Here is a 16,591-nt window from a genome sequence, read left to right as displayed (position 1 = left end):
TCCGTCCCGTTCAGCAGCCCGGCCGCCACGCGAGCAGAGGCGTTCCCGCGGGAACGCCTCTGAGCCAGAGCCGGAGCCCCGGGCATGAGCTCGGTGCCAGTGCTCGTGGCCGCCGCGACCACCAGCCCCGGGCCGGTGCTGATGGATGATGGGGTGATCGAGGCAGAGAGCCGGTGACCGGAAGCAGGCGTCAGCGCACGCTCGTCACGTTCTGATCGCCGGCTGCGTCGATGGGGCAGGAGCCGTCGGCCGCCCGGGCTCTCGGCGCACCGGGAAGGACGACCCCATGACCGCGAACCCACCCCATGACCCGGCGGACGCACGCCGGCGCAGCGAGGAGCGCGCCCAGCAGCTCCAGCAGGAACGACCGCGACTGGTGGCGCTCGCGACCCGCGTGCTCGCCGATCCGGCCGAGGCCCAGGACATCGTCCAGCAGGCCTGGCTGCGGCTGGACGGCACCGACCAGGACATCGAGAACCTCCCTGCCTGGCTGACCACCGTCACCACCCGGCTGTGCCTGGACCGGCTGCGCCGGGGCACCCCCGTGCCCGAAGCCGAGATCGACGTGGCCGAGACCGCCCCCGATCCGGCGGAGGACGTGGAGCTGGCAGACACCGTCGGCATCGCCCTGCAGCTGGTGCTGGACCGGCTGAGCCCGAACGAGCGCGTGGCCTTCGTGATGCACGACAGCTTCGGCTTCGAGTTCACCACCATCGCCGCCGCCCTCGACACCACCCCGCAGGCCGCTCGGAAGCTCGCCTCCCGCGCCCGAGCGAAGATCGCCCAGCCCCGGCCCGAGGACGCGCTCGCCGACTGGGAGGTGGTCGATGCATTCATGACCGCCGCCCGCGAAGGGGACTTCACCCGCCTGCTGGAGCTGCTCGCTCCCGACGCCGTGATCCGCGCCGACGATCAGGCCATCGGGGCCGGGACCCCGGCCGCGATCGACGGTCGCGAGGAGGTGGTGAGCTTCTTCAACGGTGCGGCGAAGGCCGCCCTGCCCGTCGGCATCGACGGCCGCGCAGCCTCCGCCTGGTTCCACCGCGGCACGGCGAAGGTCCTGTTCGACCTCACCGTGGTGGACGGCCGCGTGGCGCGCATCGACTTCCGCGCCGACCCCGAGGTGATGGCACGCGTGGTGCGCCGGGACGGTCCTCGGCCGCGCTGAGAGCGACGGCGCCACGAGATCGCGCTCCGCTGTCACACTCCCGGCACGGTGCGCGTCAACACAGTGACAGCAACCGCATCACGGAAGGACGACATCATGAAGACCATGACCTGCCAGCAGCTCGGCGGCCCCTGCGACCTCGGCCACCGCGGCGAGACCGCCGACGAGGTCATCCACGCCCAGGACAAGCATCTCCGGGCGGTGGTCAAGGCCGGCGACGAGACCCACCGCGCGGCGCGTCAGGAGATGAGGGCCCGGTGGCTGCACCCCAAGCAGTCCCTGGGCTGGTACAACGATGCGAAGGCGAACTTCGCGGCACTGCCCGAGGACTGATCGCGGCCGGGCGGGGCGCTGCATGTCGATCGCCCCGCCCGTCGCGCTGCAGCCACCGGCCCCCGTCGACGCCCCGGGGACGGACGCGTCAGCTGCCCAGCTCGAGCACCCGGATCGCCAGCTGCACCCGGTTGGTGACCTGCAGCTTGTGATAGAGCCTGCCCAGGTGGGTCTTCACCGTCGCGACCGACATGTACAGCGTCTCGCCGATCTCCGGGTTGGGGAGCCCGCGGGCCACCAGGAGGGCCACCTCCCACTCGCGCCCGGTGATGCCCGCAGGCGCGGGGGAGTCCGCCGGCGGCACCTCGGGCGTCGCCCCGTCGGCACCACCGCTGACCGAGCCGTCGCCGGGACTGCCGGGGGAGTCGGCGGAGGCGAGGCGCACCAGCCGCGAGAGCACCTCGGGGGAGAAGCGCGGCCGCTCTGCGGCGGCATCGAGCACCGCCTGCACCACCTCCTCGGGCGGGGAGTCCTTGAGCAGGAAGGACACGGCACCGGCCCGCAGCGCCTCCAGCAGGAAGTCATCGGTGTCGAAGGCGGTCAGCATGACCACCCGCGCCACAGCGCCCTCGTCCCCCAGAGCCCGCAGGGACTCGAGTCCGGTCATGCGGGGCATGCGGATGTCCATCAGCACCACATCGGGAGCCAGGGAGCGGACCTGCTCGAGCGCCGCAGCGCCGTCGGCCGCCTCGCCGATCACCTCGATGCCGTGCGCGCCGTCGATCATCAGCCGCAGCCCGGCGCGCATCAGCGCCTCGTCGTCCACCAGCAGCACCCGCACCGCGGGGCTCCCGTGCCGGTCCTCGCCCACCGCACTGGTCACCATGGCATCCATGCTTCCACCTCGAAGTCCCCGTCGCTCGCGCCGTGGCGCGCGTCCCCGCCCAGCAGCCGTGCCCGCTCCTGCACCCCGAGCAGACCATGTCCTGACGAGAGGGTCGAAGTCGGTTCCGACGGCAGCGGGTTCCGGGCCCGCAGCCGCACCTGCTCGTCCCACCGCGAGAGGGTCACCTGCAGCGGCAGGCCCGGGGCATGTTTGGCGGCGTTCACCGTCACCTCGGCGAGGATCCGGGCCAGGGCCACCACGGTGCTGCGATCCCGGGCGGTGAGATCCTGTGCGGTCAGGCCCTCCCAGACCAGCTCCACCTCCTGGCCCTCCTCCCGGCAGCGCTCGACGATGCCGGCCAGGGTGGGGGCCGTGGCCAGCGGTGCGTCATCCTCAGCGGTGCGCAGTCCCGACAGCACCGTGCGCAGCTCCCGGTTCGCCTGCTGCGCGTTGTCCCGCACCGTGCCCGCGGTGCGGCGCAGCGCCACCGCTGAGAGGTCCTCGCGGTAGGCCATGGCGCCGGCATGCATCGCGATGGCGGCCAGGTGGTGGGAGATGCTGTCGTGCATGTCCCGGGCCAGCGCGGCGCGTTCCTCGGCGCGCACCCGGGCGGTCTCCGCCTCGCGCTCGCGCACCAGTGCGGCGGCCTCCCGCTCTGCGGCGGCACGCTCCCGCTGGGCGGTCTCCCGCTCGCGCTCCGCGGAGGCGGTCCGCTCCTGCAGCGAGACGAGCAGCTCGTGCCGTGTGCCCACCACATGGCCGAGCAGCAGCGGGATCAGGGCGAGCACCACGATGACCGCCATCGCGACCAGCATCAGGGCCTCGGGCGCCTCTCCCCGGATCCGGGCATCGATGCTCAACGAGACCATTGAGGTCCCCGCGACCAGCAGGATCGCCGCGACATCGAGCGTGATGCGGCGCCGCACCCCGATCCGGTGGAGAGCGAGCGCCGCTGCCGGCAGCGACCACGAGCTGAGCCCGGCGGCGGCCGCGAGCAGCAGATGCGCCGCAGTGTGCAGCCGGCCCGGCCGCAGGAACCGCAGCGGGCCGACGAGCAGGGTCGCGACCGCGCCCACCAGCGCGTCGACGGCGTACAGCCCCACCAGCCCCGCCGGCGGCTCGTCGGAGAACTCCACCAGCAGCGCTCCGAAGCCGATGAGCAGCACCAGCAGGCCCAGTGCCGTGCCCACGAGGCTCTGGGCGAGCGCGATCGCCCACTGGCGCGGGCTGCGCACGGAGGGCGGCGCCGGTGAGCGGGGCGCGGTGACGGTCATGGGACCAGGGTAGGGAGCAGGGCGCGGCCGACGGATCAGCCGCTCGGCCGATGCCCGACCTGCGAGGTCAGCCGATCGGCGGTGGACAGGAGGAGACGAAGAGCGGACGCGGGCGCTCGCGGGTGACCGGCAGGATCGGGGCATGATCGAACCCGACCTGCGTCCTCCTCCTCAGCCACCGGCGACGAGCGCCCCGGGCGGCATCGGCGCGGCGCTGCCCGTGACCCTCCCCGAGCCCCAGCCCTACCATCGCGCTGCCCGCACCGTCGCGCACTGCCGCTACTGGTGGCGGCCGCTGGTCACGCTGGTGGTCACCCTCGCCGTGTTCGTGATGATGAACCTCCAGGTGATGGCGCCGCTGCTGATCGCCGGCGAGATCTGGCCGGCCGCCGCCACCAGCTCCTCCCTGGTCGATCCGCTGAATCCCGCCGATCAGTTCCTGGGCCTCGGCATGCTCGCGCTGCTGGTTCCCGCCGTGGCGGTGGGGACGCTGGCCGGCTACGGCCGGGCCGGGATCGCCCTGTCGGTGCGGGGTCGGTTCCGCTGGGGGCTGATGGGACGGGCGGCGCTGGTCGTGGCACCGGTGTACGTGCTGGTGAACCTGGTGCTGAACCTGATCCTGGAACGCGAGGCGATCGTGGTGCCGCAGCCGGGTGTCGGCGTGGTCCTCGCGTGGCTGCTGGTGCTCGTGCTCGCTCCGCTGCAGTGCGCGGGGGAGGAGCTCGCCTTCCGAGCGCTGCCGATGCAGATGCTGGGCACCTGGCTGCGGTGGCCCCTGATCGGGATCCTGCTCCCGGTGCCGCTGTTCATGCTGGGTCACGGGTACAGCTGGATGGGCCAGATCGACATCGCCCTGTTCGCGATCGTGATGGGCCTGCTGGCCTGGAAGACCGGCGGCCTGGAGATCCCGATCCTGCTGCACACCGCCAACAACTGGACCCTGTTCGCGATCGCCCCGCTGATCCCCGGCTTCACCGAACAGGGTGAGGTGGAGCTGCGCGGGCTGCTGCTCGCGCTGGCACCGATGCTGCTGCTCTCGGCCGGGATCTGGTGGTGGTACTCGCGGCGTGCGGGCCTGGGGCTGTGGGAGCCGCAGCGGGGGAGGGGGACGTCCCTCCCGGAGAGCGGTGAGTAGGTCGGCTCGTCGGCTCGTCGGCGGCGGGCGCGAGGCCTCGGATATCGTCCGGCCTCGCGCCCACCGTCGATGCGGAGCTCAGGCCCCGGAGACGTTCACCTGCCACAGCACGCCGAAGCGGTCGGTGACCTGACCGTAGTGATCTCCCCATGGAGCCTGCTCGAAGGGCATCCCGAGGGTTCCGCCGTCGGCGGCGAGCCGCTCGATCAGCGCCTCCGCCTCCTCGACCGAGCCGGGCATGACCAGCAGCGAGTAGGCGGAGCCGTCGAGCGGCCGCGAGTCCTCGCCGATGTCGTCACCGCCGGCGAGGGTGACCAGGCCGCCCTGCAGCTGAGCATGGGCCACAGCCCCGGGCGGCGGGGTGAAGCCCATGTCCGGCATGCCCTCATAGGTCATCAGATCGAGGGTGCCGCCGAAGACCTCCGCGTAGTACTCGAGGACTTCACGGGCGTTGCCGGGAAATGCGATGTAGGGCGTGGAGCTGAACATGTGACCTCCTGGGAGCGGGGCCCTGTGAGAGACCCGCGGGAGGCCATCCTGGCACCGCCGGCCGACGGACGGAACAGCAGGGGGACCCACCGTCTGACCCCGATCACCGTCATCGCAGGTGGCGCCCGCCGTGCTCCCGGCCGGGCGTCCTACAGTAGGGGCGACATGTCTGCCGACCACTCCCTCCCCACCGCCACCCCCTTCCACCGCATGGCGACGCTGCGGCCCGCCTGGACGGGCCGGATCAGGCCGCTGCTGACCCTGGCCGCCGCCTTCACCGCCTACGTGGTGCTGATCTCGGTGGTGCTGGTCCTGACGATCCTGGTGCTCGCCCTCGCCCCGGGCGTGAACGTCGCCCTCGGGGTCACCAGCGGCGATCCCACCAGTGCGCTGGACGTCGCGCTCGCCCTGGCGATGGGCGTGATGTGGCTGCCCGCCGGAATCATCGGCGTGCGCTTCGGGGGTTGGCGGCCGCTCGGCACCGCCTGGTCGATCGCCGCCCGGCCGCGCCGCGGTCTGCTGCGATCGCTCGGCCCTTGGAGTATCGCGATGGGCGTCGCGGTGGTCGCCGCCGCGGGGCTCGCCGGTGCGGTCACCACCGCGATCGCCGGGGGCGACGGCGGTGGGGCCGGGACGTCCGCAGGTGCGGCCGACGCCACCGGCTCCGTGCCGCAGCTGCTGCTGGTCACCCTGATCGTGCTGGTCCTCGCCCCGCTGCAGGCGGCCGGTCTGGAACTGGCCCTGCGCGGGGTGGTGATGCAGGCCCTCGGCACCTGGCTGCGCAGCCCGCTGCTGCCGCTGCTCGCTGCCGGCGCCGTGATGCTCATCGGCCGTGAGCTCAGCGCCGCGGTGCTGCTGCCCGCCCTGACCCTGGGGCTGGCCTCGGCGATCCTGGCCTGGAAGAGCGGCGGCCTGGAGCTGTCGATCCTCCTCGTCGCGACGATCACCGCCGCCTCCCAGCTGGTCTCCGCCGTGGGCGCGGGCACCGGCGCCGGCGCAGGAGGTGCCGCGCTCAGCGCCGCAGCCGCCGCACCGGGCACCTCCTCGGCCGCACTCGCCACGACTGCGTCCGGCTCCGCCGCCCTGGCAGGGGGCCTCACCGCAGCGGCAGCGCTGCTGCTTCTCACCGCGGTGATGGTGGCTCGAATCAGCGCCCGCCAGGGAGTGCGCCTGCGGGAGCCGGTCCGCCGCCCCGCCGGTGAGCCTGCCCCCGCACCGGTGCCCTACTGATCCGCCTGCCGATCTCGGCCACCACTTTCCTGACCTATATGACGATTGAACGTCTATAGGGCGCTCAACCTTCATATAGGTCAGATTCCTGGTGTCCCGGTCGGCTGCCTGGGCCCGGTGGCGTGGCCAGCTGCCGGATCCGGTGGCGGAGGCCGGCGGTCCGGCCGGCTCTCAGCTCCGGATCGCGTCGATCACCTTGATCCGGGTGGCGATCAGGGCGGGCAGCGCCCCGGCGAGGACGCCCACCGCGGTCGCGGCGCCGAGGCCCACCAGCACCGCCTCGACCGGGAACGGCGGCAGCTCCACGAGGCCGACGTCCCGGAAGAGCTCGCCGACGAACGGCGCCTTCACCAGGGCCACTGCAGCGGTGACCCCCACGGCTCCGGCCAGCACTGTGGCGACCACCGATTCCATCAGCACGCCCACGAAGATCCGGCCCCCGGTGGCGCCGTAGGAGCGGCGGATCCCGATCTCCCGCACCCGGTACCGCACGGTCACCAGGGAGATGTTGACCAGCCCCAGGGCACCCAGCAGCAGGATCACCAGAGCCACACCGATCACCGCGTAGGCGAGCACGTCGAAGCCCAGGTCGTCGGGGGACATCGAGCTGCGGCTCACGTCGAACGCCCCCGCCGGGGTGTCCCGCAGCGAGGTGGAGAGCCGCTCCCAGATCTCGTCGCCCTGCTCGGGCGGCACCCAGAGGATGTACTCGGAGGTCGCCGGGGCTCCGGACCGGCCCGGCAGCGAGGCCATGCCGCCGGCGGCGATGTACGCCGACGGGCCCCAGTCGGTGTTCGGGCGCTCGGGCAGCACACCGACCACGATCGCCTGGTCGGCATCGGAGGCGCCCGTGGCGCCGTAGACGGTCACCGGCTCGGTGCCGAGATCCGGCCGCCCGAGCATCTCGTACAGCGGTGCGTTGACCACCAGCGCGGGGGCGAGCCGGCGGGCGTCGGAGTCCGCGATCCAGCGGCCCTGCTCGACGGTGGTGCGGAAGATGTCGGCGAACGCCGGATCCACGCCGATCAGCTCGGAGGTGCGCACCCCCTGCGGAGTCTGCACCCGCAGCGAGTCGTAGACCCGGCGGCTGCGCTGATCGATGCCGAGCCGGTCGACCTGCTCGAGCACGGCGGCGTCCTGCTCGGCGGGGGTGGCCTGCGAGGCTCCGTCCATCGAGTGGATGGTCAGGGTCATGCTGCGCCCCGACCAGGTCTCGGTGGACTGGGTCAGAGCGCTGGTGAGCATGCCGCCGCCGCCCATCACCGTGGTCAGCGCGAACACGGAGAACGCCACGCCGATCAGGGACAGCAGGATGCGTCCCTTGTTCACGCGCAGCTCCCCGTAGGCCTCGACGATCGAGGCGAGCAGGCCGGTCATGACACCGCCTCCCGTCCGGAGCGCAGCCCCGCCGTCGCCGTCAGCGCGTCCCGGGCGCCGTCGGTGTCGATGTCGTGCAGCGTGCCCTCGTCCAGCAGGAACGCGCGGCGGGACAGCGCCGCGACCTGCAGATCATGGGTGATCGTGACCAGGGCGGCGTCGGAGTCGCGGGCGATCTCGTCCAGCAGCGCCATCACCGCCTCCCCGGTCGAGACGTCGAGGGCGCCGGTGGGTTCGTCGGCCAGGATCAGCCGGGGCCGGCGGACCAGGGCCCGCGCCACCGCCACCCGCTGCTGCTCACCGCCGGAGAGGCGGGCGGACAGCTGCTGGGCCCGGTCGGCCAGCCCCACCCGGTCGAGCATCTCGCGGGCGAGCTTCTCGCGCCGCCAGAACTGGCCCGCGCTGCCGTACATCAGCGGCATCATCACGTTCTCCAGCGCGGTGCGACCGTCCAGCAGGTTGAACTGCTGGAACACGAAGCCGATGGAGGCGCCGCGCAGACGGGCCCGGCGACGCTCCCCGAGCCGGGAGACGTCGACCCCGTCGAACAGCAGCTCTCCGCCGCTCTGGTGATCGATCAGCCCCAGCAGGTTCAGCAGCGTGGTCTTGCCGGATCCGGAACGGCCGACGACGGCGACATGATCGCCGCCGTGCACCGTCAGGTCGATGCCGCGCAGGATGTGCAGCTCCTCCCGGCTGGGCAGGTGCACACTGCGGCGCAGATCGCGCAGCTCGAGCAGGGGAGCGCTCACCACATCCCGCCCTCGACCGTCATGTCCTCCGCGTCGACGCCGGGTGCGAACTCGAGGATCTCCTGACCCTCCTGGAGGCCGTCGGTGACCTCCACCGCGCCGTCCCCGCGCATCCCCAGGGTGACCTCGACGGGGAGAGTCTCGCCGGTGGCCTCGTCCAGGGTGAAGACGGTCCCGGCGGTGCCCTCGCCCACCACGGCGGTGGTGGGGACGGTCAGCACGTCGGTGCGGGCACCGAGATCCACGGTCACCTCCACGCCCAGGCCCGGCACCACGCGGGCCTCGGCGGGGACCGGGCACACCAGCTGCGCCGCGGAGACGCCGCCGCCCTCGGGCGTGAGCATCTCCCCGGAGAAGGGGTCGACCTGGGGAGCCTGCGGGGCGGCCGGCTCCTCGATCTCGGCATCCTCGGTGATGGCGGGGGACGTGCAGGCCACCGGGTCCGCGGTGGTGGGCAGCTCGGCGGTCGCGTCCAGCTCCACCTCCAGCAGGGACAGCTGCTGCTCGGGGGTGAGGTCGGCGATGATCGAGTAGGTGCCCGGCGAGATGGTCGCGACCCCGTCGCCCTCGGTGAGATCGCCCCACTCGACGACCTCCATGCCGCTGATCGTGCCGGCGGCGGTCGCGACCAGGTTCACGTAGCGGTACTCGGTCGCCGCAGGCTGCGGTGCCGTCACCGGCGCGACCTCCTCCCGGTCGATCTCGCCGTCGGGGACGACGGGCATCTCGACCGGCTCGGGCTCGACCGGGTACCGCACCTGCAGGATCCGCTGCCCGAGCTCGACCTGGTCGCCGTTTCCCAGCCAGATCTTCGTGATCTCCCCGGTGCTGGTGGCCGTCAGCGCCGTGCCGGCATCGGGCTGGACCATCGCCGGGAGCACGAGCTCGGAGGACAGGTCCGTGGGCTCGACGGTGACCAGGGCGTACTGGTCGAAGTCCGCGCCGGGGGTGAGCGGGTCCTCGCCCGCGGTCTCATCCCCGGCGGGGAAGAACGCCATCTTCACCAGCGCCAGGGCGATCAGGCCGAAGATCAGCATCCAGATCACGGGGAAGACATAGCGACGCAGGGTGTCCACGGGCGCCTCTCGATCGGGCCGGCGCAGATGCCGACGGGGAAGGGACTGCGGTGCCGTGAGCGTCCCGAGGAGATACGGCGCAGGCAGTGCGCCCATTCTTCCCTGCCCAGAGCCCTTCGACCACCGACTTCGGTGAGAAGGCGCAGATCTTCACCGATCCCGCTCGGACTCCGCCCCTGCTGCCCCGCTCGGATCGCCCTGCCACTGCTCTCCCGTCACCAGACTCCGCCCTGCCACCGCTGCCCGCCACCGGTTTCCTGACGCATATGGGGGTTGAACGGCTCCTGCGCGTTCAATCGTCATATGCGTCGGTTCCCGGTGGCCGCAAGGGCAGATCCCCGGTGGCCAATGGGAAGGGCCGCGGTACGGTCTCGCCATGTACCCCGCCGACCCCGCCAGCACAGCGATCCCCGACGAGCTCCTGCTGCTCCCCCTGCGTCAGCGGATCCTCGAGCAGCGCCTCGGCGTGCGGGCGGTGCACCTGCACCGCGCCGGCCGCACGGAGCTCAGCCACCGCTTCGCCGAGGACACCGCGGAGAACCTCTACTCCGTCTCCAAGAGCGTCACCGCGCTCGCCGTGGGCATCGCCGCGGACGAGGGGCTGCTGCATCCGCAGGACCTGCTGAGCGCTCACCTGCCCCCACCGGTCGGCGGGTACGGCGCCGGCGTCGAGAAGGTGCGGCTGCATCACCTGCTCACCATGACCTCCGGCTCCCCGGTGCTGGGCTTCCTCGACGAACAGCGCGATCACCACGACCTCACCTCCCTGCTGCTGGGCACCGACCTGATCGCCGATCCCGGCCAGCGCTGGGAGTACTCCAACGGCTCGATCTTCCTGCTCTCGCGGGTGATCGGCGAGCGCACCGGCCAGAGCCTGCGGAACTGGCTGCTGCCGCGACTGTTCGAGCCGCTGGGGATCCTGAACCCGCAGTGGCACTCCACCCGTGACGGGCACAGCTGGGGCGCGACGGGACTGCATCTGAAGAGTGCTCAGCTGGCGCGGATCGGCCGCCTGCTGTTGCAGCGCGGTGAGTACGACGGTGCCCAGCTCGTGCCCGCCACCTGGGTCGATGCGCTGCACGCCGAGGACGCCTGGGTACCCACCGGTGATCCCGAACCCGAGACCGCCCACTACGGCCGCGGCATCTGGCGGTGCACGCCCGAGGGCGCCTGGCGGGCCGACGGCGCTCTGGGGCAGCTGCTCATCGTGCTGCCCGCGCAGGATGCCGTCGTCACCGTCACCGCGCGACTGGAGGGTCGGAGCACGGCGGAGATCCTCCATGCCGTGTGGGAGGAGCTGCTGCCGCTGCTGTGAACGGCGGGCCGGGACACCGCCAGCGCGTCCCCAGGTCGCCGGCCTCGCGGCGGGTAGCGTTGCCTCATGGACCTCTCCGTTCTCCTGAACATCGCCCTCGTGCTCGTCTTCGTGCTCATCGGCGGCCTGTTCGCGGGCACCGAGATGGCGATCGTCAACCTCCGCGAGACACAGATCAAGCAGCTCGAGGAGAGCGGTCCCCGCGGTGAGCGCACCGCGACGCTGGTGCGGGACCCCAACCAGTTCCTCTCCGCCGTGCAGATCGGTGTGACCGTCGCCGGGTTCTTCTCCTCGGCCTACGGCGCCTCCACGATCGCCCCCTCCCTGGTGCCGGTGCTCACCGACTTCGGAGTCCCGCAGTCGACCGCCGGAACGGTGGCGCTGGTCGGGATGACCCTGGTCATCGCCTATCTCTCCCTGGTGCTGGGCGAGCTCGTCCCCAAGCGGCTGGCGATGCAGAACGCGATGGGGATGGCCAAGATCGTCGGCCCGCCGCTGAGCGTCTTCGGGCAGCTGATGCGCCCGGTGATCTGGTTGCTGTCCACCTCGACCAACCTCGTGGTGCGGCTGCTGGGAGGGGACCCGGACGCCGATCGCGAGGCGGTCTCCGCCGAGGAGATCAAATCCATGGTCCGCTCCTCCGATGCGCTGGACCAGGCCGAGTCCCGCGTGCTCGCGGACGTCTTCGATGCCTCCGAGCGCACCGTCGTCGAGGTGATGCAGCCCCGCCACCAGGTGCACTTCCTGGACGGCGCCCAGACTGTCACCGAGGTGCGGGTGGAGATCCGCAACTCCGGCTTCTCCCGCTACCCGGTCATCGGGGAGGACGTCGACGACGTGCTCGGCTTCGTCCATGTGCGGGACATGCTGCTGGTCGAGGACCCGTCCGTCACCCGCATGTCCGAGCTGGTGCGTCCCATCGAGCACATCCCCGGCACCGTCCAGGTGCTGATGGCGCTGAACCGGATGCGCGCCCACGCCGATCAGATCGCCGTGGTGGTCGACGAGTACGGCGGCACCGACGGCATCGTCACCCTGGAGGATCTGCTCGAGGAGCTGGTGGGGGAGATCTACGACGAGTTCGACCGCGAGTCCTGGCCCGCTCCCGGCGGGCTCGACAGCATCCTCGAGGCCGACGGCACCTTCGAGGGCGGTCTGATCCTGCAGGAGTTCGAGGCCGCCACCGAGATCGGCCTGCCCGATACGGGCGGGTACGAGACCGTCGGCGGATTCCTCATGGCCCAGCTGGGCCGCATCCCCGAGGCCGGGGACACGGTCGCGGTCGAGGGCGGGCTGCTCGAGGTGGTCGAGGTCGACGACCGCCGGGTGCAGACGGTGCGGTTCACGGCCGTGGAGCCGGTGGTCGACGAGGACGAGAACGAGGACGCCGAGGCGACCTGAGGCCCGGCAGGCCGGCTCGTGCAGGACTAGGGTGAGGGCAGCGGGCACCGTGCCTGGGGCCGGTGCCCCTCCGGACGCACCCACCCCTGGAGGCACCACCATGGCCAGAACCTTCGCCCAGCTCCTCGTCACCCAGCTCCGCGACCTCGGCGTCGAGCGGATCTTCGGAGTGGTCGGCGACTCCCTGAATCCCGTCGTCGATGCCGTGCGCACCACCGAGGGCATCGAGTGGATCCACGTGCGCAACGAGGAGGCGGGAGCCTTCGCCGCAGGTGCCGAGGCCCGGCTGACCGGGAAGCTGGCCGTCTGCGCGGGCTCCTGCGGGCCGGGCAACACCCACCTGATCCAGGGCCTGTACGACGCCCACCGTGACGGCGCCCCGGTGCTCGCGATCGCCTCCCACATCCCCTCGGCCACGATCGGGACCAGCTTCTTCCAGGAGACCCACCCCGAGACCCTCTTCCGCGAGTGCTCCCACTTCTGCGAGCTGGTCAACTCCGGCACGCACGGCGCGACCATGCTGCACATCGCCGTGCAGACCGCGATCGCGAAGCAGGGCGTCTCGGTGCTGGTGCTGCCCGGTGACGTGGCCGACCAGGAGGTCGACGGGCCGCTGACCCGCGACCTCGCCACGGATCTCGGGCGCGTCCAGCCCGCCGCCGAGCCCGTCGGCCGCCTCGCCGAGCTGATCGACGAGGCCGACACCGTCACCCTCTTCACCGGCGCCGGGGTGCGGGACGCCCGCGAGGAGGTGCTCTCGCTCGCCGAGCGGGTCAAGTCCCCGATCGGGCACGCCTTCGGCGGGAAGGAGTTCATGCAGTACGACAACCCCTTCGACGTGGGGATGAGCGGACTGCTGGGCTATGGCGCCTGCTACGAGGCGATGCACGAGGCGGACCTGGTGATCCTGCTGGGCACCGACTTCCCCTACAGCGAGTTCCTTCCGGGGCCCGGCGGGAAGAACCCGCCGAAGATCGTGCAGATCGATGCCGAGGCCGCCCGGCTCGGCCGCCGGGTGCCGCTGGACCTCGCGCTCCACGGCGACGTGGGCCTGACCCTGCAGGCCCTGATGCCGCTGCTGACCCGGGAGAAGAGCGCCCGCTTCCTGCACCGTCAGCTGAAGGCCCACCACAAGGCCCTGACCGGCGCGGTCTCCGCCTATACGAAGAACGTCGAGAGGATGAGGCCGATCCATCCCGAGTTCGTCGCCGCGACCCTCGACGATCTCGCCGACGACGACGCCGTGTTCACCGTGGACACCGGCATGTGCAACGTCTGGGGCGCCCGCTACATCACCCCCAACGGGAAGCGCCGCCTGTTCGGCTCCTGGCACCACGGCAGCATGGCCAATGCCCTCCCGCAGGCGATCGGCGCCTCGCTGGCGTTCCCCGAGCGGCAGGTGATCTCGATGAGCGGCGACGGCGGCCTCGGGATGCTGCTGGGCGAGCTGCTCACCGTGAAGCTGCATGACCTCGGCACCAAGATCGTGGTCTTCAACAACTCCAGCCTCGGCATGGTCAAGCTGGAGATGCTGGTGGAGGGCCTGCCCGACCACGGCACCGACCACGAGGACGTCGACTATGCGGCGATCGCGCAGGGGGTGGGCATCGGCGCGGTGCGCATCACCGACCCGAGGACGCTGAAGAAGCAGCTCGCCGCGGCGCTCGCCACCCCCGGTCCGATGCTGATCGACGTGGTCACCGATCCCGCCGCCCTGTCGATGCCGCCGAAGATCTCCGCGCAGCAGATCCGCGGCTTCGCCCAGGCCTCGACGAGGATCGTGCTCGGCGGCGGCGTGGGGAAGATGCTCGACATGGCCGCCGCGAACCTGCGCAACATGCCTCGCTGATCCGCAGGTCGTCCCACGGATCGCCGTGTCCCCGGGGCCTCCGTGTGGAATGCTGGGCCCACCGGAGCCGATGCACGTCCAAGGAGGGGTACCGCCCGTGGCACTGATCCATCCGCGCAGCCTCGAGCGCTGGCAGGAGTGGCGAGGCTCCCGTCGTCGGGTGCGCGGCATCCACCGTGCCCGCCCCTCCGAGTCCGCACCCGGGTACGTGCTCCACACCCGCGAGGGGGAGGGCTCGGCGCGCATCCTGCTCGGCATCGACACCGCCGACGGCGCCGCCCACGGCGGACTGCCCGCAGTGCTGCCCTACGTGCACGGCAGCGCGGTCGTGGTCACCCCGGCCGGGCTGGCCCTGGACGAGCTGGAGGGCCCCGACTGGCAGCACCGACGCATCAGCGAGCCGTCGGCCGCGCTCGACGGCCTCGGCATCACCTCGCTGCTCACCCTCGGCTGGCACCGCGAGGTGGGGCGCAGCCTCCACGAATGGGCACGGGAGGCGGACGTCCCCGGCGCCGTCGTGCAGCACGACGTGCTCACCCCCTTCGCCCCGCCGCTGCCGCCGGATGTCACGCTGCTGTCCTGGACCGTCGAGGACGGGGAGTTCCACCGCGCCGACCGCGACGACATCGTGGTGCGGGCGGTCGGCTCGCAGCGGCTGTGGCAGGCGCGGCACGAGGCGTCGGGGGAGCCGCCGGCGCTCGATGCGCAGCCGGTGTTCCTGGGCCAGCTCTCCACGATCGAGCTGCCGCGCCGGGTGACCCTGCGGGCGGCCGAGTCGTACTGCCGCTTCGCCGGTGCGCTCTACCAGCCCGGCCCGGCGGAGACCGATCGCCTCGCCCGCGCCGCGCACCTGCTGCTGCGACGCCGGGGCATCGGGTTCCAGGATCCCTCGACCACGCTCTCCGAGCTGGGTGGCCCCCTCGCCGCGGTCTTCTCCGCGGACGTGCTCGATGCCGCCATGCGCGGCATCCCGGCCTGGGTGCACGCCCCCGGTGCACCTTCCTGGCTCGCCGCGCAGTGGGAGCGCTACGGCATGCGCCGGGTCGGCGGGGAGCCGACACCCGCACCGGAGCTCGGGACCGATGAGCCGGCACGCCTGATCGCCCAGATCCTCGAAGGCGGTGCGTGAGCCTGTTCGAGCTCGGCAGCCACCTCCAGCACTACGCCTGGGGATCGGCCACTGCGATCCCCGAGTTCCTGGGCCGTGAGGCCGACGGCGCTCCCTGGGCCGAGGCATGGTTCGGGGCGCATCCGCTCGCCCCGGCGTCGACGCCCGACGGCACCGGCCTGGATACGGTGATCGCGGTGGACCCCGAGCAGATGCTGGGGGCGGACGTCTCCCGGGCCTTCGGCGGGCAGCTGCCGTTCCTGCTCAAGGTGATCGCGGCGGAGCGGCCGCTGTCGCTGCAGGTGCATCCGACCCGGGAGCACGCCGCGGAGTCCTTCGCCGCCGAGAGCGCCGCGGGCATCGACCTGCACTCGCCGCTGCGCAGCTATCGCGATGCGAACCACAAGCCGGAGATGCTGATCGCCCTGACCCCGTTCACCGCGCTGTGCGGGTTCCGGACCCCGCGGCGGGCGGCGGTGATCCTCGACGGGCTCGGCACCGCTCTCACCGATCGGCTGCACACCCTCCTGGTCGACAACCCCACCGCGCACGGCATGCGCGCCGCGTTCCGCACGCTGGTCTCCGCCTCGCTGCGACCCGCATCGGAGGCGGTCGATGCGGTGGTCGAGGCCTGCCGGGCACGCATCGCCGCCGGCTCCTCGCCGTCCCCGCGCATCGACCGCTCCGTCTCCCTGCTCGCCGAGCATCACCCCGGCGACCCGGGCGTGGTCGCGGCGCTGCTGCTGAACCCGGTGTCCCTGCAGCGGGGCGAGGCGATGTACGTGCCCGCCGGCGCCCTGCACGCCTACCTCCACGGCACGGGCCTGGAGGTGATGGCGACCAGCGACAACGTGCTGCGGGCGGGTCTGACGCAGAAACGGGTCGACGCCGACGAGGTGCTGCAGTGCGTCAGCGTCACGGCGGCCCCTCCGCTGCGGGTCGCCCCGGAACGGCAGAACTCCACCTCGATCGCCTACTACGCCCCGGTCGACGACTTCGAGCTCGCGATCACCGAGCTCAGCGATCCGGTCGCTGCGTCGGCCCGGACGCACCCGATCCCGGGCTCCGGGCCGCGGATCGTGCTCGGTCTGGAGGGCACGGCCACGCTGGAGACCACCACCGGCAGCCATGCGCTGCGGGCCGGGCAGGCGGTCTTCGTCCCGGCGGCCGACGGTCCGCTGCGGGCCCGGGGCCACGGCAGCTTCGCGCAGGCCAGCGTGCCCTGAACCGGCCTCGGGTGCGTGCCCGGACCGAGCGC

At 72.3% G+C, this 16,591-nt stretch carries 15 protein-coding genes; 9 read left to right on the top strand and 6 right to left on the bottom strand.

The window, feature by feature from the left end; all coding sequences use genetic code 11:
* The first annotated feature begins 286 nt into the window (after positions 1 to 286).
* On the top strand, positions 287 to 1,168 hold the full coding sequence (locus CFK38_RS01470; protein ID WP_096801479.1) for a sigma-70 family RNA polymerase sigma factor: 882 nt from the start codon (positions 287 to 289) through the stop codon (positions 1,166 to 1,168).
* Between the two features lie 96 nt (positions 1,169 to 1,264).
* Positions 1,265 to 1,501 (top strand): hypothetical protein, encoded by a 237-nt coding sequence (locus CFK38_RS01465; protein WP_096801478.1) that lies wholly within the window; start codon positions 1,265 to 1,267, stop codon positions 1,499 to 1,501.
* 88 nt (positions 1,502 to 1,589) lie between these two features.
* Here the strand turns inward: CFK38_RS01465 and CFK38_RS01460 are convergent, their stop codons facing one another.
* Together CFK38_RS01460 and CFK38_RS01455 are read right to left on the bottom strand one after the other, a co-directional pair.
* The gene (locus CFK38_RS01460; RefSeq protein WP_096801477.1) at positions 1,590 to 2,336 is read right to left on the bottom strand and encodes a response regulator; all 747 of its coding nucleotides are present in this window, start codon (positions 2,334 to 2,336) and stop codon (positions 1,590 to 1,592) included.
* Positions 2,321 to 3,601, bottom strand: coding sequence for a sensor histidine kinase (locus CFK38_RS01455; RefSeq protein ID WP_096801476.1), 1,281 nt, complete (start codon positions 3,599 to 3,601; stop codon positions 2,321 to 2,323). The genes CFK38_RS01460 and CFK38_RS01455 overlap by 16 nt, the downstream gene beginning before the upstream one ends.
* 142 nt (positions 3,602 to 3,743) lie before the next feature.
* On the opposite strand from CFK38_RS01455, the gene CFK38_RS01450 reads away from it, so the two are divergent.
* Positions 3,744 to 4,736, top strand: coding sequence for a CPBP family intramembrane glutamic endopeptidase (locus CFK38_RS01450; RefSeq protein WP_096801475.1), 993 nt, complete (start codon positions 3,744 to 3,746; stop codon positions 4,734 to 4,736).
* A gap of 78 nt (positions 4,737 to 4,814) precedes the next feature.
* On the opposite strand, the gene CFK38_RS01445 is transcribed toward CFK38_RS01450, so the two are convergent.
* Positions 4,815 to 5,225 (bottom strand): VOC family protein, encoded by a 411-nt coding sequence (locus CFK38_RS01445; RefSeq protein ID WP_096801474.1) that lies wholly within the window; start codon positions 5,223 to 5,225, stop codon positions 4,815 to 4,817.
* Between the two features lie 165 nt (positions 5,226 to 5,390).
* Here CFK38_RS01445 and CFK38_RS01440 point away from each other — a divergent pair, with 165 nt between their 5' ends.
* Entirely contained in the window at positions 5,391 to 6,455 is a 1,065-nt protein-coding gene (locus tag CFK38_RS01440) for a CAAX protease (protein WP_096801473.1), read from the top strand.
* 171 nt (positions 6,456 to 6,626) lie between these two features.
* On the opposite strand, the gene CFK38_RS01435 is transcribed toward CFK38_RS01440, so the two are convergent.
* Genes CFK38_RS01435 through CFK38_RS01425 form a run of 3 tightly spaced genes read right to left on the bottom strand, consistent with a single transcriptional unit; the run spans position 6,627 to position 9,660 of the window.
* On the bottom strand, positions 6,627 to 7,832 hold the full coding sequence (locus CFK38_RS01435; protein ID WP_096801472.1) for an ABC transporter permease: 1,206 nt from the start codon (positions 7,830 to 7,832) through the stop codon (positions 6,627 to 6,629).
* Positions 7,829 to 8,584 (bottom strand): ABC transporter ATP-binding protein, encoded by a 756-nt coding sequence (locus CFK38_RS01430; protein WP_338025017.1) that lies wholly within the window; start codon positions 8,582 to 8,584, stop codon positions 7,829 to 7,831. The genes CFK38_RS01435 and CFK38_RS01430 overlap by 4 nt, the downstream gene beginning before the upstream one ends.
* Positions 8,581 to 9,660, bottom strand: a complete 1,080-nt coding sequence (locus CFK38_RS01425) for an efflux RND transporter periplasmic adaptor subunit (protein WP_096801470.1) — start codon at positions 9,658 to 9,660, stop codon at positions 8,581 to 8,583. The genes CFK38_RS01430 and CFK38_RS01425 overlap by 4 nt, the downstream gene beginning before the upstream one ends.
* Before the next feature lie 376 nt (positions 9,661 to 10,036).
* Between CFK38_RS01425 and CFK38_RS01420 the strand changes: the two genes are divergently transcribed.
* The 5 genes from CFK38_RS01420 (at position 10,037) to manA (ending at position 16,559) form a co-directional block, all read left to right on the top strand.
* Positions 10,037 to 10,975: a serine hydrolase domain-containing protein gene (locus CFK38_RS01420; RefSeq protein WP_096801469.1), complete on the top strand. Its 939-nt coding sequence runs from the start codon at positions 10,037 to 10,039 to the stop codon at positions 10,973 to 10,975.
* A gap of 66 nt (positions 10,976 to 11,041) precedes the next feature.
* The gene (locus CFK38_RS01415) at positions 11,042 to 12,376 is read left to right on the top strand and encodes a hemolysin family protein (RefSeq protein WP_096801468.1); all 1,335 of its coding nucleotides are present in this window, start codon (positions 11,042 to 11,044) and stop codon (positions 12,374 to 12,376) included.
* A gap of 100 nt (positions 12,377 to 12,476) precedes the next feature.
* The gene (locus CFK38_RS01410) at positions 12,477 to 14,225 is read left to right on the top strand and encodes a pyruvate dehydrogenase (RefSeq protein WP_096801467.1); all 1,749 of its coding nucleotides are present in this window, start codon (positions 12,477 to 12,479) and stop codon (positions 14,223 to 14,225) included.
* Between the two features lie 97 nt (positions 14,226 to 14,322).
* Positions 14,323 to 15,354 (top strand): hypothetical protein, encoded by a 1,032-nt coding sequence (locus CFK38_RS01405; RefSeq protein WP_096801466.1) that lies wholly within the window; start codon positions 14,323 to 14,325, stop codon positions 15,352 to 15,354.
* 2 nt (positions 15,355 to 15,356) lie between these two features.
* Complete coding sequence (gene manA / locus CFK38_RS01400) at positions 15,357 to 16,559, top strand: mannose-6-phosphate isomerase, class I (RefSeq protein WP_096804158.1); 1,203 nt, start codon at positions 15,357 to 15,359, stop codon at positions 16,557 to 16,559.
* Positions 16,560 to 16,591: the final 32 nt, after the last annotated feature.

Origin of the sequence: Brachybacterium vulturis (assembly GCF_002407185.1) — a bacterium.
Taxonomy (GTDB): domain Bacteria; phylum Actinomycetota; class Actinomycetes; order Actinomycetales; family Dermabacteraceae; genus Brachybacterium; species Brachybacterium vulturis.
The sequence above is the reverse complement of the archived record's forward strand: the minus strand, read 5'-3'. Positions and strand labels throughout refer to the sequence as shown.